The sequence below is a fragment of the Rhizobium sp. 01N447_2 genome (assembly GCF_056399245.1).
The window spans coordinates 15,016-37,516 of record NZ_JBFTQY010000006.1 but is presented as its reverse complement, the minus strand read 5'-3'; the positions used below and the strand labels follow the sequence as shown (position 1 = coordinate 37,516).

The 22,501-nt window shown below is 60.8% G+C and carries 19 protein-coding genes; 9 read left to right on the top strand and 10 right to left on the bottom strand.

Annotation, left to right across the window (positions count from 1 at the left end; translation table 11 throughout):
• Positions 1–7: 7 nt before the first annotated feature.
• On the bottom strand, positions 8–1,018 hold the full coding sequence (locus AC1ECN_RS05235) for a Gfo/Idh/MocA family protein (protein WP_075223646.1): 1,011 nt from the start codon (positions 1,016–1,018) through the stop codon (positions 8–10).
• Between the two features lie 365 nt (positions 1,019–1,383).
• Between AC1ECN_RS05235 and AC1ECN_RS05230 the strand changes: the two genes are divergently transcribed.
• Complete coding sequence (locus tag AC1ECN_RS05230) at positions 1,384–2,544, top strand: fumarylacetoacetate hydrolase family protein (RefSeq protein WP_130691977.1); 1,161 nt, start codon at positions 1,384–1,386, stop codon at positions 2,542–2,544.
• A gap of 1 nt (position 2,545) precedes the next feature.
• On the opposite strand, the gene scpA is transcribed toward AC1ECN_RS05230, so the two are convergent.
• Positions 2,546–4,684, bottom strand: coding sequence for a methylmalonyl-CoA mutase (scpA, locus tag AC1ECN_RS05225; protein WP_130676606.1), 2,139 nt, complete (start codon positions 4,682–4,684; stop codon positions 2,546–2,548).
• A gap of 233 nt (positions 4,685–4,917) precedes the next feature.
• On the opposite strand from scpA, the gene AC1ECN_RS05220 reads away from it, so the two are divergent.
• Entirely contained in the window at positions 4,918–6,276 is a 1,359-nt protein-coding gene (locus tag AC1ECN_RS05220) for an LLM class flavin-dependent oxidoreductase (protein ID WP_130657643.1), read from the top strand.
• A 1-nt stretch (position 6,277) separates the two neighbouring features.
• Here the strand turns inward: AC1ECN_RS05220 and AC1ECN_RS05215 are convergent, their stop codons facing one another.
• From AC1ECN_RS05215 to AC1ECN_RS05195, 5 genes are all read right to left on the bottom strand, one after another.
• Positions 6,278–6,931, bottom strand: a complete 654-nt coding sequence (locus AC1ECN_RS05215; protein ID WP_130657642.1) for a methionine ABC transporter permease — start codon at positions 6,929–6,931, stop codon at positions 6,278–6,280.
• Positions 6,912–7,997 carry a methionine ABC transporter ATP-binding protein gene (locus AC1ECN_RS05210; protein WP_130690431.1) on the bottom strand — a complete coding sequence of 362 codons (1,086 nt, stop codon included), beginning with the start codon at positions 7,995–7,997 and terminating at the stop codon, positions 6,912–6,914. The genes AC1ECN_RS05215 and AC1ECN_RS05210 overlap by 20 nt, the downstream gene beginning before the upstream one ends.
• Positions 7,998–8,086: 89 nt before the next feature.
• Positions 8,087–8,926 (bottom strand): MetQ/NlpA family lipoprotein, encoded by an 840-nt coding sequence (locus tag AC1ECN_RS05205; protein WP_477952370.1) that lies wholly within the window; start codon positions 8,924–8,926, stop codon positions 8,087–8,089.
• A 241-nt stretch (positions 8,927–9,167) separates the two neighbouring features.
• On the bottom strand, positions 9,168–9,728 hold the full coding sequence (msuE, locus tag AC1ECN_RS05200; RefSeq protein WP_477952368.1) for an FMN reductase: 561 nt from the start codon (positions 9,726–9,728) through the stop codon (positions 9,168–9,170).
• A gap of 220 nt (positions 9,729–9,948) precedes the next feature.
• A complete protein-coding gene (locus AC1ECN_RS05195; RefSeq protein WP_130657639.1) occupies positions 9,949–11,151 on the bottom strand; it encodes an MFS transporter in 1,203 nt (400 codons plus the stop codon).
• A 356-nt stretch (positions 11,152–11,507) separates the two neighbouring features.
• Between AC1ECN_RS05195 and AC1ECN_RS05190 the strand changes: the two genes are divergently transcribed.
• The 3 genes from AC1ECN_RS05190 to AC1ECN_RS05180 all read left to right on the top strand — a co-directional run bounded on the left by AC1ECN_RS05190 (position 11,508) and on the right by AC1ECN_RS05180 (position 14,341).
• The gene (locus tag AC1ECN_RS05190) at positions 11,508–11,966 is read left to right on the top strand and encodes a helix-turn-helix domain-containing protein (protein ID WP_024323465.1); all 459 of its coding nucleotides are present in this window, start codon (positions 11,508–11,510) and stop codon (positions 11,964–11,966) included.
• A gap of 27 nt (positions 11,967–11,993) precedes the next feature.
• Positions 11,994–13,931, top strand: a complete 1,938-nt coding sequence (locus AC1ECN_RS05185; RefSeq protein WP_130657638.1) for an AfsR/SARP family transcriptional regulator — start codon at positions 11,994–11,996, stop codon at positions 13,929–13,931.
• A 125-nt stretch (positions 13,932–14,056) separates the two neighbouring features.
• Positions 14,057–14,341, top strand: a complete 285-nt coding sequence (locus tag AC1ECN_RS05180; protein ID WP_130657637.1) for a hypothetical protein — start codon at positions 14,057–14,059, stop codon at positions 14,339–14,341.
• Positions 14,342–14,840: 499 nt separating this feature from the next.
• Here AC1ECN_RS05180 and AC1ECN_RS05175 read toward each other — a convergent pair whose 3' ends face one another.
• Positions 14,841–14,987, bottom strand: a complete 147-nt coding sequence (locus AC1ECN_RS05175; protein WP_003552150.1) for a DUF1127 domain-containing protein — start codon at positions 14,985–14,987, stop codon at positions 14,841–14,843.
• A 715-nt stretch (positions 14,988–15,702) separates the two neighbouring features.
• Between AC1ECN_RS05175 and AC1ECN_RS05170 the strand changes: the two genes are divergently transcribed.
• Entirely contained in the window at positions 15,703–16,632 is a 930-nt protein-coding gene (locus AC1ECN_RS05170; protein WP_477952367.1) for a TauD/TfdA dioxygenase family protein, read from the top strand.
• A gap of 195 nt (positions 16,633–16,827) precedes the next feature.
• Here AC1ECN_RS05170 and AC1ECN_RS05165 read toward each other — a convergent pair whose 3' ends face one another.
• Positions 16,828–18,204, bottom strand: a complete 1,377-nt coding sequence (locus tag AC1ECN_RS05165; RefSeq protein WP_130705790.1) for an FAD/NAD(P)-binding protein — start codon at positions 18,202–18,204, stop codon at positions 16,828–16,830.
• Between the two features lie 154 nt (positions 18,205–18,358).
• Between AC1ECN_RS05165 and AC1ECN_RS05160 the strand changes: the two genes are divergently transcribed.
• From AC1ECN_RS05160 to AC1ECN_RS05150, 3 genes are all read left to right on the top strand, one after another.
• Positions 18,359–18,568 carry a hypothetical protein gene (locus tag AC1ECN_RS05160; protein WP_024323470.1) on the top strand — a complete coding sequence of 70 codons (210 nt, stop codon included), beginning with the start codon at positions 18,359–18,361 and terminating at the stop codon, positions 18,566–18,568.
• Between the two features lie 125 nt (positions 18,569–18,693).
• Positions 18,694–18,933 (top strand): hypothetical protein, encoded by a 240-nt coding sequence (locus AC1ECN_RS05155; protein WP_024323471.1) that lies wholly within the window; start codon positions 18,694–18,696, stop codon positions 18,931–18,933.
• Positions 18,934–19,123: 190 nt separating this feature from the next.
• Positions 19,124–20,329, top strand: coding sequence for an MFS transporter (locus AC1ECN_RS05150; RefSeq protein ID WP_130705791.1), 1,206 nt, complete (start codon positions 19,124–19,126; stop codon positions 20,327–20,329).
• 79 nt (positions 20,330–20,408) lie between these two features.
• Here the strand turns inward: AC1ECN_RS05150 and AC1ECN_RS05145 are convergent, their stop codons facing one another.
• Positions 20,409–22,211: an adenine deaminase gene (locus AC1ECN_RS05145; RefSeq protein ID WP_027688832.1), complete on the bottom strand. Its 1,803-nt coding sequence runs from the start codon at positions 22,209–22,211 to the stop codon at positions 20,409–20,411.
• Positions 22,212–22,501 lie beyond the last annotated feature (290 nt).

The following is a 22,501-nucleotide window of genomic DNA, read 5'->3' as shown; positions in this document are numbered from 1 at the left end:
ATCCTCCTCAGCGAGCGCCGATGCGCGCGGCTTTCGCCTGGGCTTCCAGCGAAAGACGGCAGACTTCAAAAACGTGATCCTGGGTCATCGCCGTCTGCGTGCGGTTGCCGACGTCGGCGGTGAAAGCGTCGAAATAATCAAGCTTTTCGCCGCTGCAATCGATATGGGTCATTTCCCTGCCGTTGACCAGGAAGAGGTGATCCTTGCCCGGCCGGCCGGCGATATCGATATATTTGCGCAGTTCGATGTAGCCTTCGGTGCCGAGAATGGTGAGGCGCCCGTCGCCCCAGGTCGGCAGCGCCTCCGGCGTGAACCAGTCGACACGGACATAACCCGCCGCCTTGTCGGACCGCAGAAGCACCTCGCCGAAATCCTCGAAGGCGGGCTTGTCGGGCATGCCGAAATTGCCGATCGAGCTGGCGATGACCTCGCCTGTGGTCGAGCCAGTATAAAACAGGAACTGGTCGACCTGGTGTGAAGCGATATCGACGATGATCCCACCGAAGGCTTCCGGGTCGAAGAACCAGTCCGGTCGGGTCGGCAGCTGCAGCCGGTGTGGACCGACACCGAGCGTCTGGATTACCTTGCCGATCGCGCCTTCGGCGACGAGCTTGCCGGCCTTGACGGCGGAGCGCACGCAGTGGCGTTCGGAAAAGCAGATCGAGAAGATCTTGCCGGTCTCGGCAACGGTGCGCCTGACCTCCTCGAGCTGGGCGAAGGTCGTCACGCCAGGTTTGTCGGTCATCACGTCTTTGCCCGATCTCATCGCGCGGATGGCAAGTCCGGCACGATCACGGGGGATTGCGGAAATGCAGATGACATCGATTGACGGATCGTCGAACAGCTTTTCTCGGTCGATCTGCGGCGCGTCAGGATAGGTCTTCTCAAAGGCCTCGCGCAATGCCGGCACCGAGGTCTGCGGGCAATAGCCGACGAACTCTCCGCCTGCGGCCAGCAATCCCTTCACGTGATCGAACGTGTGCCCATGGTCGATTCCGACGACGGCAAATCTCAACATCGCTGCAATATCCTCCTGGGATTTTCGTGCGGCCGGCTAATGCCAGCCTCCTCCATGTTGGGCAAAACAGATAACGAAAGCCGGCTCCTGTCAAGGCGAGATGGAGGGCAAAATCGTCACAGCCTGTATTTAAATATTTGAAATTTAACAGTTAATTTGTATCTAAATAGTTATTTTGTGAGGTTTTGCGATTGGATTCCCGAGAAAGGCCGCGCTTGAGCCGATCGAGAAAAAGTCTTTTTCCCCAACGCATCTTGCCCCGTCTTCATGAATGTGATCGATTTTGGTCGCCGCCGGGTCGGAGGGCGGCAATACCCCGCAATTTTAAAAAGAGCGCTTCTCGCTCGTCTTGATGAAAGATCACCATGTCTCAAGCTCTTCTCGATGTCGCCGCTTCGGATGGTCTTTTTGTCGGTCGCATCTGGAATCCCGAGGTTGCCGGACCGAGCATTGTGACATCACGCAAGGGCGTGCTGGTCGACATCACGTCGCGCGAGGCGCCGACGCTGAGCGCCCTGCTCGAGCGGCAGGATGCCGCCGGCTTCGTCCGTGCAGCAAGTGGCAAGGCGGTTGGCTCGCTGGCGGACATCGCCGCCAACAGTACCGGAGCTCCGGATCAAACGCGCCCCTATCTCCTTGCGCCCGTCGACCTGCAGGCAGTCAAAGCCTGCGGCGTTACCTTTGCGCAGTCGATGATCGAGCGCGTCATCGAGGAGAAGGCGGCCGGCAATCCGGAACGCGCCGCCTCGATCCGCGAGCGTGTCAGCACGCTGATCGGCGGCAGCCTCACCAATCTGAAGGCCGGTTCGCCGGAGGCGGCCAAGGTCAAGCAGGCGCTGATCGACGAGGGCATGTGGTCGCAATATCTCGAGGTCGGTATCGGGCCGGACGCCGAAGTCTTCACCAAGGCGCCGGTGCTCTCCTCGGTCGGCTGGGGTGCGGATGTCGGCCTGCATCCGATCTCGACCTGGAACAATCCCGAGCCGGAAATCGTGCTCGCGGTCAATAGCCGCGGCGAGATCAAGGGGGCGGCACTCGGCAACGACGTCAATCTGCGCGACGTCGAGGGCCGCTCGGCACTGCTGCTCGGCAAGGCCAAGGACAACAACGCCTCCTGCTCGATCGGTCCTTTCATCCGCCTGTTCGATGCCGGCTACAGCCTGGATGACGTCCGCAATGCCGAGCTTGACCTGAAAGTCACCGGCCAGGACGGTTTCGTGCTGCACGGCAAGAGTTCGATGTCAAAGATCAGCCGCGACCCGACCGATCTCGTCAAGCAGACGGTCGGCGCCCATCACCAATATCCCGATGGTTTCATGCTCTTTCTCGGCACGCTGTTTGCGCCGACGCAGGACCGCGACGCGCCAAAGCAAGGCTTCACCCACAAGATCGGTGATGTCGTCGAGATTTCCTCGGCGGGCCTCGGCGCGCTCGTCAACACCGTTCGGCTCTCCACCGAATGCCCGCCCTGGACCTTCGGTATTTCGGCGCTGATGAGCAACCTCGCAAAGCGCGGTCTGCTCTAAACTACTGGTTTCGCCGCCTGCCCTGCAGCAAGTCGAGAACGGAGTTTGCCGCTTCGAGAACGTTTGTCCCAGGGCCGAACACGGCTGCAACGCCGTGTTCATGCAGGAATTCGTAGTCCTGCCGCGGGATAACACCGCCGCAGACGACGATGATATCACCACCGCCCTGTTCCCTCAGCCTGTCGATCAACTGCGGCAGCAGCGTCCTGTGACCGGCCGCCAGCGACGAGACGCCGACGACGTTGACCTTTTCGCTGAGTGCGACGCCGGCAGCTTCCTCCGGTGTCTGGAAAAGGGGACCGGCGAGCACGTCGAAGCCGATGTCGCCGAAGGCCGAGGCGATCACCTTGGCGCCTCGGTCGTGTCCGTCCTGACCGAGCTTGGCGACCATGATCTTCGGCCGGTGACCCATGGCTTCCGTCACTTCGGTCATGCGGGTCCTCAAGACAGCGAGTTCCGGCTCATTTTCATACGCTTCGCCATAGACGCCCTTGATGACTTCAGGAATGGCGGAATGATCGCCGAAGGCAGCGCGCATCGCATCCGATATCTCGCCGACCGTGGCGCGGGCGCGCGCCGCCTCGATGGCGGCTTCCAGCAGGTTGCCCTTGCCGTTCTGTGCGATCTTCGCCAGGGCCGCCAGCGTCTCGCGCACGGCTCCGCCATCGCGCCGCCGCTTCGTTTCCTCAATACGTCTGATCTGCGCTTTGCGCACCGCGCTGTTGTCGATCTCCAGAATGTCGATCGGTTGCTCGTTGTCGAGCCGGTAGCGGTTGACGCCGACGATGACCTCTTCGCCCTTGTCGACCGCCGCCTGGCGGCGTGCGGCCGCTTCCTCGATCAGCCGTTTCGGCAGGCCATCGGCCACGGCCTTGGTCATGCCGCCCAGTGCCTCGACCTCCTCCATCAAGGCCCAGGCCTTGTCGGCAAGCTCGGCCGTCAGGCTTTCGACATAGTAGGAGCCGGCGAGCGGATCGATCACTTTTGTCACGCCGGTTTCGTGGCTCAGGATCAGCTGCGTATTGCGGGCAATGCGTGAGGAGAATTCCGTCGGCAGCGCGATCGCCTCGTCGAAGGAGTTGGTGTGCAGCGACTGCGTGCCGCCGAGCACGGCCGACATCGCCTCGAAAGCGGTGCGGATGATGTTGTTGTAGGGGTCCTGTTCCTGCAGGGAGACTCCGGAGGTCTGGCAATGGGTGCGCAGCATCAGCGAGGACTGTTTCTTCGGGTGAAACCCTTCCATGATCCGCGTCCAGAGCAGGCGGGCGGCGCGTAGCTTGGCGGCTTCCATGAAGAAGTTCATGCCGATGGCGAAGAAGAAGGACAGGCGGCCGGCGAACTCGTCGACGCTCAGGCCTTTGGCGATGGCGGCGCGGACATATTCGCGGCCGTCGGCGAGCGTGAAGGCCAGTTCCTGCACCAGCGTCGCGCCGGCTTCCTGCATGTGGTAGCCGGAGATCGAGATGGAGTTGAACTTCGGCATCTCGCGGGCGGTATAGTCGATGATATCGGCAACGATCCGCATGGATGGTTCGGGCGGATAGATATAGGTGTTGCGGACCATGAACTCCTTGAGGATGTCGTTCTGGATGGTGCCAGAAAGTTCGGCCCGTGGAACGCCCTGCTCCTCGCCGGCCACGATGAAGGAGGCAAGGATCGGGATGACGGCACCGTTCATCGTCATCGACACCGACATGTCGCCGAGCGGAATGCCGTCGAACAGGATCTTCATGTCCTCGACGCTGTCGATTGCCACACCCGCCTTGCCGACATCGCCCTCGACGCGCGGATGATCGCTGTCGTAACCGCGGTGGGTGGCAAGATCGAAGGCGACCGACAGGCCCTTCTGGCCGGCGGCCAGATTGCGGCGATAAAAGGCATTCGATTCCTCTGCCGTCGAGAAGCCGGCATATTGGCGGATCGTCCAGGGCCGGCCGGCATACATCGTCGCCCTCGGGCCGCGGGTGAAAGGCGAGAAGCCGGGAAGCGAATCAAGATGCCCGGCGCCGTCGAGATCCTCGGCCGTATAGAGCGGCTTGACGGCAATGCCTTCCGGCGTCTGCCAGATCAGCGTTTCGGGCGAGGTGCGCAGTTCCTTTTGCGCAAGCTCCGCCCAATCCGACAGCGTCTTCTTCGTCATGCGGTTCCTCCGGCTTTTTTCATTCCCACCCTGCCATTTCACCGGCTCCTCGTGCGATAGAGCCCGAACAGGATGATTTTAGGCCGAGCCGGCCCAAAATCTGAATCCTGTTCTATATTATATAGTTAGAGCATGATGTCGTCCGAAAACCGCTCACACTTTTCGGCATCATGCTCTAGGATAATTAATGCGGCAAATCCTTGATTTCTATTGCCGGCTTTGGGACCCGCCTCATGAAGACCATGCAGATCTATGCCTTTGACATGAACTGCGTCGGGCATATCAACCACGGCCTGTGGACGCATCCGCGCGACCGCTCAGCGCATTATACCGATCTCGACTACTGGACAGAGTTTGCCAAGACCGCCGAACGCGGCAAGCTGGACGGCATCTTCCTGGCCGATATCGTCGGTGTCTATGATGTCTACAAGGGTAGCCCGGCGCCGGTGATCGAGACGGGCGCGCAGATCCCGGTCAATGATCCGATGATCCCGATTTCGGCGATGGCCTATGTCACGAAACATCTGGGTTTCGGCGTCACCGTCAACACCACCTACGAGCCACCCTTCCTGCTGGCGCGGCGCATGTCGACGCTCGATCATCTGACCAAGGGACGGATCGGCTGGAACATCGTCACCGGTTATCTCGACAGTGCCGCCCGCAGCATGGGTTTCGACAAGCTGCCGGAACATGATGCGCGCTACGATGCGGCCGAGGAATATCTCGAAATACTCTACAAGCTCTGGGAAGGGAGCTGGGACGACGATGCAGTGCTACGCGACAAGGCGGGCGGCACCTATGCCGATCCCTCGAAAGTGCGCACTGTCCGTCACGACGGCAAATATTACCGGATGGAGGGCATCCATCTCTCAGAACCCTCACCGCAGCGCACGCCCCTGCTCTTTCAGGCCGGCGCCTCTGCACGCGGGCAGGACTTTGCCGCCCGCCACGCCGAATGCGTCTTCATCGCCGGGCCGAATCCCAAGGCGGCCAGGCCGACCGTCGATGCGCTGCGGGCGAAGGCGGAGGAATTCGGCCGCGGCGCCGACGCATTGAAGATCCTGAGCCTGATCACTGTTGTCGTCGGGCGGACGGAGAAGGAAGCCCAGGACAAGCTGGAGGAGTACCGCCGCCATGCGAGCGTCGAGGCCTCGCTTGCGCATTACTCCGCTTCGACAGGCATCGATTTTTCGAAGTATGAATTGGACGACGTCATCGACCAGAGCTCGACCAACGCCAATCAATCCGCACTTGCGGCCATCACGAAACAGGCAGCGAAGCCGGTAACGCTGCGTGACATCATCGACCAGATGGTACTCGGCAGCCGGATGAAGCCGATGGTGGGCTCGCCCGACCAGATCGCCGATCATCTCACGACATGGATCGGAGAGGGTGACATCGACGGCTTCAATCTGGCGCGGACAGTGGCGCCGGAAAGCCTGCGCGATTTCGTCGAGCTGGTCGTCCCGGTGCTGCAGGAGCGCGGCGTCTTCAAGGCGGACTATGCTGCAGGGCCGCTGCGGCAGAAACTTTTCGGCGGCGGGAACGGCAGGTTGCCCGCCGCTCATCCCGCAGCCCAGTTCCGACGCTGATTTATCGGTGGTCCAGCCTGGCAACCAGCCGGTCGCCAAGCCACTGGATGCCGCAGACGAGCACGACGAGGACGGCCACCACCGCGATCATCACACTGGTTTCGAAACGCTGATAGCCATAGCGGATGGCGAGATCACCGAGGCCGCCGGCGCCGATCGCGCCCGCCATGGCCGAGGCGCCGATCAGCGTCACCAGCGTGACGGTGAAACCGGCGACGATGCCTGGCAGCGCTTCAGGCACCAGCACCTCGCGGATGATGGTCCAGCGATTGCCGCCCATGGCGCGCACGGCATCGATCAGCCCGCGGTCGACCTCGCGCAGCGATACTTCGGCGATGCGGGCGTAATAGGGCGTTGCGGCGATGGCGAGCGGCACGATGGCCGCCCAGGTGCCGAGCGCCGTGCCGACGATCAGCCGCGTCAGCGGAATCAGCGCCACCAGCAGGATGATGAAGGGCACCGAGCGGAAGCCGTTGATGACGCTGCCGAGCACGCGGTTGATCCAGAGGTTTTCGGCGATGCCGCCGCGCGCCGTTGCGACCAGAGCAAGGCCGAGCGGCAGGCCGGCGACGAGCGAAATCACTCCCGAGGCGACGGTCATCAGGATCGTCTCCCAAAGGGAGCGAATAAGCAGTTCAAGCATGATCGGTGTCATAACCAAGCACCTCCACCCGGGCGGACCGGGCCATCAGGAATTGTTCGACCTTTCCGGCAAGGGCGGGGTCACGCGCGGGAACGGCGATGAAGAACCGCGCCACCGGCTGGTTCTGGATGTGGTCGATGCCGCCATGGACGAGGCGGAAGGAATGCGGCAGCGCCGCCGAGAGTTCGGCAAACAGCGCGCCCTGCGCCTGCGGGCCGGCGAGATCGACGCTGAGGATCGCTTCGCTGCCCGCCGCAGCCGACAGCCGGCCGGCGATATGCTCAGGAAGCTGCGGGCGGATGCCGCCGAGCAGGCTCCTGGTGATGTCAGCCTGCGGGTTGGCGAAGATCGACCAGACCTGCCCTTCCTCGACGATCCGCCCGGCATCGATGACTGCGACGCGATCGGCAATGCCGCGGACCACTTCCATCTCATGGGTGATCAGCAGAATGGTCAGCCCGAGCTTACGGTTGATGTCCTTGAGCAATGCCAGGATCGACCGGGTCGTTTCCGGATCGAGCGCCGATGTCGCCTCGTCGGACAACAGCAGTGCCGGGCGTGCCGCAAGCGCCCGGGCGATGCCGACGCGTTGTTTCTGGCCACCGGACAGCGATGAGGGATAGGCCTTCGCCTTGTCGGCAAGGCCGACGAGCTCGAGCAGCTCATGCGCCCGTTTCAGGCGCTCACTCTTTGCAAGACCCTCGATCTTCAGCGGCAGGGCGACGTTTTCCTCGACGGTTTTGGCGGAAAGCAGATTGAAATGCTGGAAGATCATGCCGATGCGGCGGCGCAGCGGCTGCAGGTCCTGTTCTGAAAGTCCGGTGATATCTCGGCCTTCGATGAGGATCTCGCCGCTATCGGCGCGCTCCAGGCCGTTCAGGCATCGGATCAGCGTCGATTTGCCGGCGCCGCTGCGGCCGATGATGCCGAGGATTTCGCCTCTCTTCACCGTCAGCGAAATGCCGTCGAGGGCTGCAGTGGTTCCGAACCGCCGCTTCACGTCGGTAAGCCTCACCACCTCTTCGGTCGCCGTTTGCGGCTCTGCCGCGATCGCCGTGCTGGAAACAAAGGAATTCATGTGTTTTTCCTTACAAATGCTGAAGGCGGCCCGGGCAAAGAACGCCCGGACCGCCTCTCGGCAGGCCTTAACCCCAGCCCTGCCCCGGATCAATAGGCGCTAAGACCCGTGCCCTTGTACACCTTGTCGAACTCGGCCTTGACGGTCTCGTTCTGATAAGAAGACACAAGCGTCTTGACCCAGTCGGCATCCTTGTTCTCGTCCTTGACGGCGATGAAGTTGCGGTATGGATTGTCGGCGATCGGCTCCTGGGCAATGCGTTCGGCCGGAGAAAGACCGCTTTTCAGCGCCCAGTCGGTGTTGACGATACCGGCATCCAGATCGTCGATCGAGCGGCCGACGATGCCGGCGTCGAGTTCCTTGATCTCGATCTTCTTCGGATTGTCGGTGACGTCGGCGACGGTCGCGAGAATCCCGGTGCCATCCTTGAGTTTAATCAGGCCTTCACTCTGGAGAACGCGCAGCGCACGGCCTTCGTTCGAGGGATCGTTCGGCACGCCGATGACGGCACCTTCCGGGATCTCGGCGACGGACTTGTACTTCTTGGTGTAAAGGCCGATCGGCCAGACCCCGGTATAACCGACGCGAACGATGTGATAGCCGTGCTGCTTGATCTGGTTGTCGAGATAGGGCTGGTGCTGGAAGGCGTTGGCGTCGAGTTCGCCGCGTTCCAGCGCTTCATTCGGCTGCGTATAGTCGTTGAAGGTGGTGGTCTCGATCTTGAGGCCCTTCTTGGCCGCCTCGCTCGCGACCACGCGCCAGATGTCCTCCTCCTCGCCGGCCATGATGCCGACCTTGATCGACTTGTCCTCGGCAAAGGAAGGAGCGGGTGCTGCAAAGGCAAAGAGGGCGGCAGCAGAAACGGCGACGGCGGCAAGAGCCGCCCCGCGCGAAAGGTGGAAGCCGTGAAGATTTTTGTTCTTGGTCATTTTATATCCCGTCTGACTGAATGAGGCCAAGCGCCCCGAGCAGACCGATCATGGCAAATGCGCGTATCGGGAGCGAAGCACGAATGTCTGATGTGGAGGAAGGGCCGGAAAAACTCTTGCCCTGCCATCGATATCGGCAGGATAAATTTCCATCAATTTTGTGGACTATATTTAGTTGAGAGGGATGGCCGAAATGAAAACGGCGCCTTAGCGGCGCCGTTTCAAGCCTATCCCGCACACTTCACTCGGCGGCGATAAGCGCTTGATTCCGGCTGGGAAAGAAGGCCGCGAGCTCGCCGATCACCTCCCCGATCCGCTTGGAAAGCGGGTCGGATGAGACACGGTAATCGGTGAAGTCACGGTCGGACGCGTAGACGGCCGTCGGCAGCGTGTGTGACATGAAGAAACCGAAGAGCGGGCGAAGCTGGTGCTCGACCATCAGCGCATGCCGATCGCCGCCGCCGGTCGCGGTGATGATGATCGGCTTGGCGCGCAACTCATGCGGGTCGATCAAGTCGATCAGATGCTTGAAGAGGCCGGGATAGCTGCCCTTGTACGTTGGCGCTCCGATGACCAGCACATCGGCATTGACGATGTCGTCGATGACTTGCCTGGCGCGATTGTCGAGATCGTCACGGCGCTGCGCCTGGCCAAGCGAAGGGCCGATATCGGTCAGGTCGTAGATGGTGTTGTCGAAGCCGTATTTCTCGGCGGCGAGACCGGCAATGTTTTCAACAAGCGCAAAGGTCTTCGAGGGGCGGTTGAAACTACCCGCAAGGCCGACCAGTTTGGGAGCAGACATGCCATTTCCTTCCAATATCGTGCCGAAACCGACGTCATCATTCTCACGAATATTATCTATAAAAATAGTGGATTAAAGGAATGGTGATCCCTCTTCCCCATAGGAGGAGAAAAATACGTTCGGGCCTGTGGGCGATGGCGACGCGCGTAACTGCAGGATGCATCGAGCCGGAGTGCCGGTGACATTCCGGCTCGATCGATTGTCCGTAAGCGATGTCGCCTCAGACTGGTTTCTGCTTGGGAATACGCGGCAGGAAGACCGTCAGGAGACCGAGCAGCGGCAGATAGGAGCAGATGCGGTAGACGAAATCGATGCCATGGGTATCGGCGAAATCGCCGAGCAGTGCCGCACCAAGCCCCCCTGCCCCGAATGCGAAGCCGAAGAAGACGCCGGCAATCAGCCCGACGCGCCCGGGCACCAGTTCCTGTGCGAAGACGACGATTGCCGAGAAGGCCGAAGCGAAGATCAGGCCAATGACGACGCTGAGCACACCCGTCCAGAAAAGGTTCGCATAGGGAAGCAGGAGCGCGAAGGGAATGACGCCGAGGATCGAGAACCAGATGACGAAACGCGCGCCGAAGCGGTCACCGATCGGCCCGCCGAGGAAGGTGCCGACGGCGACCGAGCCGAGGAACAGAAAGAGCATCAGCTGTGCCTGCTGTACGCTGAGCGCGAACTTGTCGATGACATAGAAGGTGAAGTAGCTCGACACGCTGGCCATGTAGACATTCTTGGTTGCCGTCAGCAGCACGAGAATCAGCAGCGCCCAGATGACCCGGTTCTGCGGCAGCGGCAGGGCCCGGCTGATTGCCGGCTTGCTGGCATTCTGGCGCCTGTGGCTCATGTACCAGTTGCCGACCCAGCTCAGCACGAACATGCCGACCATGGCGATGGCGGCGAACCAGGAGACGCTGTGCTGGCCGAGCGGCAGCACGATGAAGGCGGCAAGCAGCGGACCGATCGCCTGGCCGGCATTGCCACCGACCTGGAAGAAGGATTGCGCGAAACCATGGCGACCGCCGGAGGCAAGACGGGCAACGCGCGACGATTCCGGGTGGAAGACCGCCGAGCCGAAGCCGATCAGGCTTGCGGCAACCAGCAGCAGTTCGAAGCTGCCGGCATTGCCGAGCAGAATGAGGCCGCAAAAGGTGCTCGCCATGCCCACAGGCAGCGAATAGGGCATCGGCCAGCGGTCGGTGACGATGCCGACCAGCGGCTGCAGCAGCGAAGCCGTGACCTGGAAAGTCATGGTAAGGAGGCCGATCTGCACAAAATCGAGATCGTAGTTCGCCTTGAACAGCGGATAGAGCGAGGCGAGCAGTGACTGCATGATGTCGTTCAGCATGTGGCAGAAGCTGACCGCCATGAGGATGGACATCGTTGTTTTTTCGAAACGGGGGGCGCTCTCGGCAACGGTTGCCATCAATGCTTCTCCTGCACAGGCACGGCCGGTGCCGTGCCACGTCGCTTTGTTCGATGGATTTTCGGGCGATCGGGGCTGGGAAGACTCTCGTGCGACGGTCGCTGAAGTGCATTTAGCGTAAGCGGAGACGCAATTACAGCCCAGTTTTATCCGTTTTGGTACGGCTTTTGTTCGATTTGCTCTCCGGACAAGTGATTTCTGCCCAGCTTAGCGTCTTTCCAGACGGGCATTCATATCACAGTCAGTCGCGATCATCGCATATCCAGTATGCTGTGTGAAAACAACCATGGAAAAGCCACGCAGGGGATACTACAGCTGCACCGATTGAAAAAAGCGATCGAGGCTGAAAACACACGATGAATGTCAAGACAGCGAATGCGATAGACAGCTATGTCGGAGCGCGCATAAGGATGCGCCGGCAGTTGCTCGGGATGAGCCAGGAACGGCTCGCCGAGCAGATCGGCGTGACCTTTCAGCAGGTTCAGAAATACGAGAAGGGCATCAACCGCATCGGCGCGAGCCGTCTGCAGCGGATCGCCGATGTGCTTCACACGTCGCCGAGCTTCTTCTTCGAACAGGAGAACTCCGAGCCGTTGACGCTGCAAGGGCTGGATCTGTCGGCGAATACTGATCCAGTTGCCGAATTCCTGCGAACGAAAGAGGGATTGGTGCTCAATCGCGCCTTTCTGAAGATTGCCGACCGCAATATCCGCGAAACGGTCATCGCGCTGGTGAAGGCGATGGCGCAGGCGGAAAGTCGCGGCGTAACATCGCGAACCTCCGTAACGGATATCACTCTTCCGCTCGGAGAATAGCCAGGGATATCGGCAGGCAGTATCCGCATGAAGCTCAGGCTCGAGTCATTTGGTGAGTTGCGGCTGATCGATCTGGCCGGGCAACCCGTGGCGTTCCCGGAAAAGGGTCTGCTTACGATTTGCTATTTGCTGGATCGTTATCTGCAGAACGGGGCCGGGAGCGAATATCCGCGCTCGGCGTTGGCGCGGTTCCTATGGGACAGCCATGACAATCCTGACATCATGGCCAACCTGCGCAAGACCATATCGCGCATTCAGGCACGTCAGACCGAGCTCGGCACCGAGCTTCTAATCTTCACGGCGACCGGTGTGCGGATCAAGCCGGATGCGTTTGTTTGCGATCTCTTCGAACTCGCCAAGCCCGATGGCGGTGGCGCACTTGAAAATTTGCGGCGGCTGGTTGCCGTCCTACGCCAGGATTTCCTGGCTGTGCTCGCCGACCAAAGCGTCAGCACGCAGCAATGGATCGCCGGCCAGCGCGACAGGCACATGGCGATCCTGGTGGATGCGCTGAAGACGGCGCTGCCTACGGCCCGGTCGCGAGAGGATATAAGCCTGATCAAGGAGGCGGCGCTCAGGATTTTCCGCGATGCACCTGATGACGAGAATATTCGTCGTATCCTTCTCGAAGCCTACGAATCCGAGGGGCAGCTGGAGAATGCCCGCCGGCTTTTTGAGGCCAGCAGGCATGGTTTGGAAAGCGCACTCGATATCGGCCTTGACGTTCAGGCTTTGAGAGAGGTCCGCAAGGTCTTTGCCGGCAGTCAATCGCCGCCGAGCGTTATGGAGCCACTGAGCGACGGCGGCAGTCGGGTTGCTCGTCCCCTGCCCCGTCTCGTGCTGCTGCCACCTGGCGGGATGGATGCGGCCGGTGCTTTGCCGATGCTCTGCGGACCGCTGATCGAGGACGTGACGATCGGCCTTTGCGCGCTGAATACCGTGTCCGTCGTGGCGCCGCATACGGCCGCTCGGATCGCCGGTCATGCCGACAAGGCCGAGCTGATCCTGCGTCACTCGATTTCCTATGTTCTCGATACGAGGCTGACCGATCATGCGCTCTTTGTTCAGCTGATCCATGCCAGCGGCGATGAGGTCATCTGGGCCGAGCGTTTCAACCTTGAGAAATATGATTTGATAAGTCACCGGCGCGACATTGCGCAGCGGATCGCCAGGGAGCTTGCCGGGCAGGTTCGCCGGCATGAAACCATGCGCCACTCCTTCGAGGGCAATTCGGCCGCCTATCACAGCTACCTTCTTGGCCTGCGGGACGTGAAGCGGCTTTCCCTTCCCGATATTCGCCGCTCCCGGAAGGCGTTCCGCGAAGCGCTTCAACACAGCGCGCATTTTGCCCCTGCACTTAGCGGATTGTCGCGCACCTTTGTCGTCGAATGGCTGCTGACGGCACGTGGCGACAGAGAGCTTTTGGGACTTGCAGAAGATTATGCGAACCGGGCGATTGTCGCCGATCCATCGCTCGCTGCCGGCTTTCGCGAGCTCGGCGTCGCCAAGCTTTATCTCGGGGACATCGATGAAAGCCTTCTGGCGCTGAAGCTCGCGGAAGAATTGAGTCCGCATTATGCCGACGGCATTGCAAGTTATGCCGATACCCTCGTTCATGCGTCGCGTCCGGCCGATGCGCTGATCAAGATCGATCGGGCCATCTCGCTCAACCCGCTGAGCCCGACAGATTATCTATGGACGGCGGCCGGCGCCAATTTCGCACTCGGCCATTATACCGAGGCGCTCGAGCAGATCTCCGCAATGGACGACCGCACACCGGCCGACCGGCTTTCGGCTGCCTGCTGGGCCATGCTCGGCGATATGAAAAATGCGCGTCTCTATATGCGCAAGGTGCGCGAGATCTATCCGGACTTCGACGTCGACAAATGGCTTTCCGTCGTTCCCTTCAAGGAGCAGTGGCAGAAGGAGCAGTATCGTGAGGCGCTGCGCCGGGCCGGTTTCTGAGATCTGGTTCCGAACGGCGGGAAAGTCCTGTCACGCCTGCGTCACGCGCGTCTTTCGTTCAAGGCGATTGAGCTGTCTCCGCTTTGTCGGCATGTGCCGGCAAAGGAAGCCGGGGGAACACTCAGATGCACGAAACAGCCGAAGCAACAGTCACGCGGAAGAGTGAGGAAGAGCTCAAGGAGCTGGCATCGCTCGCCAGGCTGGTCGCCTATGCCCGAGAGAACGCCAGGGAGCTGAACGCCGAATTCTCTGCCTATTGCCTGGATCTTGCGCTGGGCGCCCTGCTGCAGGACCTGGATAGAAGCGGCATGTCCCTGTCTCAGGCAAACGTTCAGGACAGTTTTCTGCCCGGCATGCGGCACGGACCGACCGCCGAGGTGTTTTGCCATTATGGCTCGAAACGCATCTGATGATCGAGGGAAGCAGCCGGATCAAGAATTTCGCCGGCCTCGTGGGTTTTCCAGTGGCCTCCAACCGATTCCAAAGGAAGACGGGTCCAGATGAGTGGAGTGACGCGACGTTGGAACAGTCGCACTCGATCCGCAACAGGGAAGGTTCGGCATACGAAAAAGCCTGCCGCGGGAGGAGGTGCGGCAGGCTTTCTGAAAACCAAACAGCGACTGGGAGGAGGAGTGCCGCTGTTCCGACAGACGTCCCTTGGGAGGAGGAGTGGGCCGTCTGAAAGTCGAAGCTTTGCGGGAGGAGGTGCATTGCTTCGATGGGTCTGATTATACACCGACCATGGATGGTGCCAATGTCTTATGCTGCACTGCAGCTATGCAAGGAAAACAAGGCGGAAAGCTTACAATACGAACGAGGACCCCAACGAGCTCAGCCACGGAGTTCGACGCAAAAACGCCCGCATCAGGAGCGGGCGTCAAGCGGCGTTCGATATCAAATGCTGTGCGGTTAGCGCGCGATCGATGCGCGGGCAACGCTGCGGATGTCAGCGCGGTCGATACCGAGGTCCTGCAACTCACGGCTGGACATGCGGCCGAGTTCGGTGACGGTCTGACGGAACTTGCGCCAGTTGTTGAAAGAGCGTGCTACGTTCATGATAATCCCCTTTCCTGAGGGCTGTCTGACGTCAGCAACCTTGCTTGGCTCCGGCGTCGTTTCGATGATTGGAATATAGGAGGTTCAATCGGTTTAAAACAGCGACAATCTCTCACCTCAGCTATGCGATGAACGCATAGGCTGTTTCTTTTTTGGGCGAATATTCTCTTTTTTAAGCCGCGGAGGTGAAAGCCGTCGGATCGACGGGGTTCGTGTCTCGCGTCACAGAGTGAACCCGATGCTGCGAACAGTTCTTGATGGCACGTGTTGAGTGCCAAGCGCCCGAAGTATCCGACATATCCGGACGGAAGCGCTGAGCGGCATATCCCCACGCCACGGCGTAACGAATCGGGGCCGAAATTCTCCGAAGAAACAAGCAGGATCCCTGCCACGCTGAGCGTCTTGCTGAACAAAACCGGTTGGCCAAGGCACTGCTGGTCTGCGGACCCTGATTTGCAGAAGCGCACCAACGCCTTCGGTGAAACGATGCATCGCTGAAGGCCCCAAGTGAGGAATTCGTTGGGAAGAAGAGGCTATCGAAGGCGGCTGTTTCGGGCAAGCGGCCAAAATTAGAAAATTCTATCTATGGATTTCATAGATTATATCGTTCCATCGCCCTGTCGATTTTGACAATGAGATTTTCGAACGCCCGGCGGATGCTTCGCTCGGCGCATGTGACTTGCCGTCTTCTTCCAAGATCAACCAGGAGATTTCCATGAGCAATCCAGTTCTCGTCAATCAGATCATTCCCGAGTCCGATGTCGAGCCGCTGACTGGCCGCGTCGGCGCCGAAATCAGGGGTATCCGCCTCGGCGGAGACCTTTCGGATGCAACGGTGGCGGCCATCAACCAGCTTCTCCTGAAACACAAGGTCGTCTTCTTCCGCGACCAGGAACATCTTGACGATGCCCAACAGGAATTATTCGCACGCCGCCTGGGCGACCTTGTGCCTCATCCAACCCAGGGTCCGGTGACCGGCACGGCCTCCATCCTCAATCTCGATTCCAGCCGCGGCGGCGGCAGGGCGGACCAATGGCACACAGATGTCACCTTCGTGGATGCCTATCCTAAATTCTCGGTCCTTCGCGGCGTCGTCATTCCGGCAGCTGGAGGTGATACGATCTGGTCCAACACCCATGCCGCATACGAAAGTCTGCCGGCATCGCTCAAATTGCTGGCGGACAATTTATGGGCCATTCACAGCAATGCCTATGACTACGCAGCCGTGCGCCCTCGTGCCACCGCTGAAGAGAAGAAGCATTTCGAGGACGTTTTCACCTCGACCATCTACGAGACCGAGCATCCGGTCGTGCGTGTCCATCCCGAAACCGGCGAAAGATCGCTGCTGCTCGGCAATTTCGTTCAGCGCCTGGTCGGCTTGTCGAAAAGCGACTCCGCGAAACTCTACGAGGTGTTCCAGTCCTACGTTACCGCCCCGGAAAATACCGTGCGCTGGCGCTGGAGAGCCGGGGATGTGGCGATCTGGGATAATCGCGCGACCCAGCACTATGCTGTCAACGACTACGGCGACCAGCACCGGGTCGTGCGCCGCGCCACCGTTGACGGCGACGTCCCCGTCAGCGTCGACGGCCGCCGCAGCATAACCCACGTCAAGGCCGCCAAGCCGAAAGCAAAGGCCGCGTGAGCGCGGTCGGACAGGGGGCGACCGTGCAGCTTCATATGCCGCGGTGCCTGCCGCCGCTTGCGCCACCGACAGTCATCCAGGCATCGCGAACAGCCTGACGGCGCCCCATTCGCGACCCGCTGCATCGCCCAGCGCGGCGATGCAGCATTGGTCAGCTGTTGCCATCCATTCACAGGTTGGGACTCTCACACATCGTCACAGGCTTTGACGACGTGCTGCGCTTTTGGCCACGTCACCAATCCAGCTGTTGAGCAACGACGCAGCCGCATGGCTTTGCACGACGATCTGAGGCACCAGATCGATATCCGGAAGGCTGCCCAGGCCGAGCGGTCCCATTGCGAACAGCCCATGTAACGCGCTCGCCTTGGTCCGCCCGCATTCATCTACGACGATACCGATCTCGAGTTCGTCACGCGTTGCAAGCCCCGCAACGATAAGCGAACGGACAAGCGGGCTATCGGTCCCGGACGGCCGGAAGCGGCAGTCTATCGTCAGGTCCGCGGGAAGGACCTCGAGCCCGGCCGGGCCTGAAAACAGCACGCCGTTCGTGGCGATGCAATTCACTTTTCCCTTCCTCACGGCGATCGCGCCGCTGGCGATCGCATGATGCAGGCGCTGATAGTGCTCCGGCGGCAAGCGGTTGCGATGACTGTCGTAAATGGCCTTCACGTGGCGTTTGAACCGCGCCCGCTCTTCCGGCGTCAATCCCGCCCAGAGGTCGCGCGCACGTGAACGAAACCCGTTCATAATGCCTTGCCATCCCGAACCTTCCAGATCGGCTTTGCCGGCGGCCTCACGCAGGAAACGGAACGCGCCGCGTAGCGTCCCCGGCATGGGTTGGTCGGTGACAATAGCTCCGACGGCGGCGGGAGCATGCGACTGAGGCAGGAAGCCCGATTCCGAGATCAACGTGACATGGGAAATCTTGGCGTCCGCCAGCAGTCCGAGCGCCCTGTCGACCGCGTGGATGCCGCCGCCGATCACGACGGCGCTTTGCGCTCCACCGGCAGGCGCCGTGTCCGAATTTTCCCGCATCCCGTAACCAGTGGCGAGAAACACCGCGTCAAAGCGGGTTCGCTGCTCCGCTCCAAGGAATACGGAATAGCCTCCGTCCAGATGCCTATCGATCGCCGTTACAGTATCGGAGCCAAATTGGACGATGACATCAGGCCGATCGGCCAGGGCTTCGGCGAAGCGTTTGTACACATAGGTGCTGAAGATTTCTCCCGGCACAAAGGCGTGTTCGAGACCGGTAGGATCCGAGATCAGCCGATCGCGGCACGTGTCATCGGTTTCGAGCCACCGGCGAAAATCGTCCGGCAGCTCGGGATCAACGGAAAGGTCGCGAACGCGGCTGGTCAGCACCGTCGACGCGGGCTGACTTATGCCCTCGCCGATATCTATCTTTGCTCGCGGATCGAACATCACCAGATGGAAAGGCCGATCAACTCTTTTGAAAAGAGCGATTGCGGTCATGATCCCCGTGAAGCCTCGGCCGACAATCGCAATCCTTGCGAGGTGGTCCGCATCCTGGCTCTTCGAATTCGAAGAACGTGACGAGAGAAGAGTCATTCATCGGCTCCTTCTGCGTTGGACCGGTCGATCTAAATTCGCCCGATCCGACCAGTCGCATAATTCTCTACTAAAATAATAGAAAATCATATCCCGAACGCAAGCACTATTCGACCTGGAACGATGACTGCGTGGTTTTGGCGTCTGGCGGGCCTTGGCCGCCTTCCGGCTGCCGGCTTCACACATTCCCGAGCACGGCTGCTGGGCCATGCTCGGCGATACGAAAAATGCGCGTCTCTATAGGCGCAAGGTGCGCGCGATCTATCCGGATTTCGATGTCGACAAATGGCTTTCCGTCGTTCCCTTCAAGGAGCAGTGGCAGAAGGAGCAGTATCGTGAGGCGCTGCGCCGGGCCGGTTTCTGAGATCTGGTTCCGAACGGCGGGAAAGTCCTGTCACGCCCGTGTCACGCGCGTCCTTCCTTGAAGAGGACTAAGCTGTCTCCGCTTTGTCGGCATGTGCCGGCAAAGGAAGCCGGGGGAACACTCAGATGCACGAAACAGCCGAAGCAACAGTCACGCGGAAGAGTGAGGAAGAGCTCAAGGAGCTGGCATCACTCGCCAGGCTGGTCGCCTATGCCCGAGAGAACGCCAGGGAGCTGAACGCCGAATTCTCTGCCTATTGCCTGGATCTTGCGCTGGGCGCCCTGCTGCAGGACCTGGATGGAAGCGGCGTATCCCTCTCCCAGGCAAACGATCAGGACAGTTTTCTGCCCGGCACGCGGCACTGAACGACTGCTGACTGTCAGGTATTTTGCCACCATGGCTCGAGACGCATTATATGGCCGAAGCCTCCGGTGAACTCGAGTGCCGGCAATATCGGCAGCCGGCGTCGCAGACCCGACAGTCCGCCGGCTGCCCATGCTAGATGATCATCGTGTCGAACAGGCGTGACCGCGATGCCAACAGAGGCCGATCATCATGACTAGCGTGCGTCTCCCGGGTAACGTTCTCGTCGCCGTCATGATCGCCTGCGTCGCCACGTGTTACGGCTTCGGCCTCAGCCTGTTTCCCCAGATCATCCCCGACATGCGGAAAGATCTTGCCTTCGACTATGCGTTCGTCGGCACTGTCACCGGCTTGGTCCAGTTTTCCACGGTGGCATTTGCCGTGCTCGGTACCTGGCTCGTCCATCGCATCGGTGCCGCACGGACGGTGGTGGCGTCCGTGTCGCTCTGTGGGCTTTGCCTGTCGGGCATCCCCATCATCGACAATCTCTATATTGTTGCCGGCCTGCTGATGGTCGCCGGCGCGACGGGCGCATCGACCTTCGTGCCGATGATTAACCTCGCCTCGCGGGTGGTGAGAGCAGAACAACGCGGCTTTGCCATGAGCCTGATCTCCAGCGCCCCGGCCTTTGGCGTCCTCATCAACAGCGCACTCGTGGCGGCATACGCCGGAAGCGGTCACTGGCAGATGGTCTGGTATCTCACAGGCGCCGCCACGATCACACTGGCCATTGTCACCCACATCCTCTTCGGGCGGGCCGGCCTCTTCGACGGCGGGACAAGTCACGAAACGCTCGCGTCAACTGCCGGCGCTTCAGCAAGCCTGCGCTCCATCATGCCATGGGTGGTGCTGATCTTCGCGCTCGGCTTCATCAACGGCCTGATGCCCTATCCCTATCTCACCTACCTGTCGCCGTTCCTGCGCGAGGAACTCGGCTATTCCGTCGGCTTTGCCTCCTGGCTCTGGGCAACGATCGGGGCCGTGGGGATCGGCGCAGGCTTCGCCATCGGCACAATATCGTCGCGCCTCGGATCGCGCTATGCCATGCTAGCCTGTTACTCAAGCTTCCTCGCCGCCGGCGCCCTCGTCGTCCTCGATCCCTCGATGGAGCTCTCGATCCTGTCAGGCATCTTCTTTTCGCTGGGCTTTTATCCGATCTATGGCCTGCTGCCGGCCTACGTCTCACATCGCGCCACGCCACGCCTTGCGGTGACCGTCTTGGGCATCTGCACCGTGTTCCAAGGCATCGGCGGCACTACAGGGAACTTCTTTGGCGGCGTGATCAAGACATCGACGGAGAGTTTCAGCGGCATCTATCTCGCCGTTGCAGTCACGGCCGCCGTCGCGGCGGCGATGACGATTTTGCTGCCGAAGGATCAAAGCGGGCAGGCCGAGTAGCGTCTGCCGAGGCTGCCTTTGGCGCAAACGCTATTATATGTCGGCATCCTCGCCGCACGCGCCGACTGTTTTTTGCCGGTCAGGCCTTTTCGAAGAGTGGCGAGATCACCATTTCCGGCACCAGCACCAGACCCTTGTCGGTTATCCGGATTTCCGGGATGACCGATAGCGGGATGAGGTTGAAGCCCATATAGGCGATGGTGCAGCCTGCCTTTTCCCATTCGAGCTTCAAGGCCTTTACCTCGTCGGCAACCTGGTGCACGCGCTTGTCGGACAAAAGCCCGGCGATCGGCAGTGGCACCATGGCCGTCACCTTGCCATCCATGACGACACAGACGCCACCCTGCCTTTCGGCGATCGCATCGAGCGCCACCTGCATATCCGCTGCATTGGTGCCGGCGACAATGATGTTGTGGCTGTCGTGGCCAACCGAAGATGCGACCGCGCCTTGTCTGAGGCCGAAGCCGTTGAGCAGTCCGTGGGCGACATTGCCGGCAGACTTGCCGTGACGCTCCACCACTGTCACGAAGCAGAGGTCGTGCTTGTCGAAATGCGCCTGCCAGTCATTGGCCGGCTCCAGCGTGACGGTGACATGGCCGAGGGTGATGCCAGGCAGCTCCGTCTTGATCGTATGAGCAACGACCGTCTCCGTTGGCAGGTCCGGCGTCAGTTTGAGGTTCTTTGGCAGCTTGACCGTGTGGTAGGCGGCATCCGGATAGCGGTACGGTTTCGACAGGGCTTCGTCGAGGATCGGCGTGATCTTCTTGCCGTCGACGACGAGTTCGCCACCATACCAGGTGCTGACCGGCGTAAGGTCGTCGGTGAGAAGCACCAGGTCGGCGCGGCGTCCGCCGCCGAGACCGCCAATTTCACCTTCCATTCCGAACCGCGTCGCGCCGTGCAGCGAACCCATCGCCCAGGCCTGTTCCGGCCTCATGCCGTATTTCACGGCTTCGCGCGTTACCCAGTCCAGGCCGAAGGCGAGCAGATCCTCCGCATCACGGTCGTCGGTGCAGACGGCGACGCGCTTGTGGGAGGCGCCGAGCTCGGTGATCGTCTTGATCGCCTGCGGTAGCGAATGCCAGGGAGTCGTCGGCGGGCCGCCGCGCAGGAAGATCCACACGCCGGCTTCCAGCAGGTCGTCGGCAATGTCGCGGTCTATGGCTTCATGCGTGTCGGTAACGCCGGATGCGGCATAGGCGGCAACGAACTCTCGTCCGTAGACATGGCCCGATACCGGCCTGCCGCGCTCGAGTGCTGCAGCCAGGATCGCATGGCTGCGCTCGTCGCCCATCGCAACGGGGACGAAATCCATCTTCTCACCGAGAGCCACCGCTTCCGGCCATTTGTCGAACAGCGCCGCGATCTTGTCCGGCGTCAGGTCGCCGCCGGCTGTTTCCAGATCCGGCGTCGTCGCCGGCACGGTGCTCGGTACGGTCAGGAAGATCGACAGCGGCGCCTGCCGTGCATCCTCGAGCATGGCCTCGACGCCGGCGACGTCCATCACGTTGCCGATCTCGTGGCTGTCGCAAAAGATCGTCGTCGTGCCGTTGAGGAGCGCCGCCTCGGCATAGGCGCAGGCCGTCACCATCGAGGATTCGATATGGATATGCGGATCGACCAGACCGGGCGCGATGATGCCGCCCTTGGCGTCGTAGAGCTTAGCGCTCGCGCCCCTGTAGCTGCCGGCCGGCTTGACGGCCGCAATGCGGCCCCCCGAAATCCAGACTTCCCGCCCGTCGAGAAAGCGCTCCGAATAGGTGGACAAGACGCGTGCGCCCTGGATGACCAGGTCTGGTTCGCGACGAGCGGAGGCGACATCGGCAAGACGGCGGGTCATGGTCGAGAGCGGCTGAACGGAGAAGCGGGTAAGCGTGCTCATGAAAACCTCATTTCCAGGGCGGGGAGAACAGGCAAGATTGTAAGGAACGCCGTCGGCGGAAGGAAGCACCAATAGTTCTTGTCTCTGGCGCAGGCCCCGGCCTATTGGAACGGGGCAACAGGGAGGGATGCCCTACCGCTCAGGGCAACCGAGCAAGACTGACAAAGCTTCTGGTGAGGACGCAAGGCTTGGCGGATCGCCTCCATCGAACCGGACCAGCGTACTCGCGGCATGGGGCTCAACGAACCGGTCGATACCGTCGAAGATGTCGTAGATCGGCACAGGCATGG

Coding starts and splice junctions, on each gene's coding strand:
- AC1ECN_RS05235 (WP_075223646.1), bottom strand. CDS start 1,018: ATGTTGAGATTTGCCGTCGTCGGAATCGACCATGGGCACACGTTCGAT.
- AC1ECN_RS05230 (WP_130691977.1), top strand. CDS start 1,384: ATGTCTCAAGCTCTTCTCGATGTCGCCGCTTCGGATGGTCTTTTTGTC.
- scpA (WP_130676606.1), bottom strand. CDS start 4,684: ATGACGAAGAAGACGCTGTCGGATTGGGCGGAGCTTGCGCAAAAGGAA.
- AC1ECN_RS05220 (WP_130657643.1), top strand. CDS start 4,918: ATGAAGACCATGCAGATCTATGCCTTTGACATGAACTGCGTCGGGCAT.
- AC1ECN_RS05215 (WP_130657642.1), bottom strand. CDS start 6,931: ATGACACCGATCATGCTTGAACTGCTTATTCGCTCCCTTTGGGAGACG.
- AC1ECN_RS05210 (WP_130690431.1), bottom strand. CDS start 7,997: ATGAATTCCTTTGTTTCCAGCACGGCGATCGCGGCAGAGCCGCAAACG.
- AC1ECN_RS05205 (WP_477952370.1), bottom strand. CDS start 8,926: ATGACCAAGAACAAAAATCTTCACGGCTTCCACCTTTCGCGCGGGGCG.
- msuE (WP_477952368.1), bottom strand. CDS start 9,728: ATGTCTGCTCCCAAACTGGTCGGCCTTGCGGGTAGTTTCAACCGCCCC.
- AC1ECN_RS05195 (WP_130657639.1), bottom strand. CDS start 11,151: ATGGCAACCGTTGCCGAGAGCGCCCCCCGTTTCGAAAAAACAACGATG.
- AC1ECN_RS05190 (WP_024323465.1), top strand. CDS start 11,508: ATGAATGTCAAGACAGCGAATGCGATAGACAGCTATGTCGGAGCGCGC.
- AC1ECN_RS05185 (WP_130657638.1), top strand. CDS start 11,994: ATGAAGCTCAGGCTCGAGTCATTTGGTGAGTTGCGGCTGATCGATCTG.
- AC1ECN_RS05180 (WP_130657637.1), top strand. CDS start 14,057: ATGCACGAAACAGCCGAAGCAACAGTCACGCGGAAGAGTGAGGAAGAG.
- AC1ECN_RS05175 (WP_003552150.1), bottom strand. CDS start 14,987: ATGAACGTAGCACGCTCTTTCAACAACTGGCGCAAGTTCCGTCAGACC.
- AC1ECN_RS05170 (WP_477952367.1), top strand. CDS start 15,703: ATGAGCAATCCAGTTCTCGTCAATCAGATCATTCCCGAGTCCGATGTC.
- AC1ECN_RS05165 (WP_130705790.1), bottom strand. CDS start 18,204: ATGACTCTTCTCTCGTCACGTTCTTCGAATTCGAAGAGCCAGGATGCG.
- AC1ECN_RS05155 (WP_024323471.1), top strand. CDS start 18,694: ATGCACGAAACAGCCGAAGCAACAGTCACGCGGAAGAGTGAGGAAGAG.
- AC1ECN_RS05150 (WP_130705791.1), top strand. CDS start 19,124: ATGACTAGCGTGCGTCTCCCGGGTAACGTTCTCGTCGCCGTCATGATC.
- AC1ECN_RS05145 (WP_027688832.1), bottom strand. CDS start 22,211: ATGAGCACGCTTACCCGCTTCTCCGTTCAGCCGCTCTCGACCATGACC.